2 protein-coding genes and 1 pseudogene are annotated in these 1,463 nt (G+C 69.8%); all 3 read left to right on the top strand.

What is annotated here, in order from left to right:
- Positions 1-82, top strand: a pseudogene (locus CCN51_RS53235) (roadblock/LC7 domain-containing protein); the annotation flags it as partial.
- A gap of 83 nt (positions 83-165) precedes the next feature.
- The gene (locus CCN51_RS12805; protein WP_043486678.1) at positions 166-852 is read left to right on the top strand and encodes a DUF742 domain-containing protein; all 687 of its coding nucleotides are present in this window, start codon (positions 166-168) and stop codon (positions 850-852) included.
- The gene (locus CCN51_RS12800; protein WP_078610434.1) at positions 833-1,411 is read left to right on the top strand and encodes a GTP-binding protein; all 579 of its coding nucleotides are present in this window, start codon (positions 833-835) and stop codon (positions 1,409-1,411) included. The genes CCN51_RS12805 and CCN51_RS12800 overlap by 20 nt, the downstream gene beginning before the upstream one ends.
- The last annotated feature ends 52 nt before the right edge of the window (positions 1,412-1,463 follow it).

Genomic DNA, 1,463 nt, shown 5'->3' with positions numbered 1-1,463 from the left:
GATGGCCCTGCTCGTCGACCGCACGGGCGGCGTCCTCACCCCGGACCTGCGCGCCGAACTGCAAGGCAGTCTTCTCAACTAGCAAACACAAAGATGCGTTTCGCGCCACCGCGCCGTTAGGGTGCGGTGGCGCGACCGGCAGACAGGCGAGTTGGAGGAGGACACGTGGCAACGCCCCCCAGTGGATATCCGTACGGTCATGGGCAACAGGCCGAGCCGCACGGAGATGCCCCGTTGAAGCGCTTCAACTTCCCCTCCACGCCAAGTCGTCAGGTCCGCTCGGCCCAGCAGCCCCCTGCGGCGCCTCAGGAGCCCGTTCAGCAGCCTCATGAGGCTCTGCCCCCGCCCCTGCACGAGCAGCCCCTCCAGCAGCCGTACGCGCCCTCCTATGCGCCACAGGACGGCCCGGCGGGGCTGTCGTCCGAGCCGCCGACGCATCAGCCGCCCCCCAGCCGGTCCGTGCCGCCGCCCGTGCGGCACACCCCGGAGCCGTCCTCCCCGGCCATCGGCCACAACCCGCTGGTGCGGCCGTACGCCATGACCGGAGGCCGGACCCGGCCTCGTTACCAGCTCGCCATCGAGGCGCTGGTGTCCACCACGGCGGACCCCGCTCAGCTCCAGGGCCAGTTGCCCGAGCACCAGCGGATCTGCCACCTGTGCCGCGAGATCAAGTCGGTCGCCGAGATCTCCGCACTCCTGACCATTCCCCTCGGCGTCGCCCGGATCCTCGTAGCCGACCTGGCCGAGGCCGGGCTCGTCGCCATCCATCAGCCCGGCGGCGACGAGTCCGCCGGCGGCCAGCCTGACGTGACATTGCTCGAAAGGGTGCTCAGTGGACTTCGCAAGCTCTAGCGGTGCAGCCCGCTCCACCACCTCCGCGAAAATCGTGGTGGCGGGCGGCTTCGGCGTGGGCAAGACCACGTTCGTCGGCGCGGTCTCGGAGATCAACCCGCTGCGCACCGAAGCCGTGATGACCTCCGCCTCGGCCGGGATCGACGACCTCACCCACGCGCCGGACAAGACCACCACCACGGTGGCCATGGACTTCGGCCGCATCACGCTCGACCAGGACCTGATCCTCTACCTGTTCGGCACGCCCGGACAGGACCGGTTCTGGTTCATGTGGGACGACCTGGTCCGCGGCGCCATCGGCGCCGTCGTCCTCGTCGACACCCGGCGCCTCGCCGACTGCTTCCCCGCCGTCGACTACTTCGAGAACTCCGGACTGCCCTTCGTCATCGCCCTCAACGGCTTCGACGGACACCAGCCCTACACCCCCGAAGAAGTCCGCGAGGCGCTGCAGATCGGCCCGGACGCGCCCATCATCATCACCGACGCCCGCCACCGCAGCGAGGCCAAGAGCGCGCTCATCACGCTCGTCGAGCACGCCCTGATGGCTCGTTTGCGATAGCGACGGACAGCGTCGGCGGCGCCCGCCGCCGAACGCACAAATCCCCCGCTCT

Origin of the sequence: Streptomyces milbemycinicus (assembly GCF_002154605.1) — a bacterium.
Taxonomy (GTDB): domain Bacteria; phylum Actinomycetota; class Actinomycetes; order Streptomycetales; family Streptomycetaceae; genus Streptomyces; species Streptomyces milbemycinicus.
Note: the sequence above shows the minus strand (reverse complement) of the source record. Positions and strands in the feature narration are given on the sequence as shown.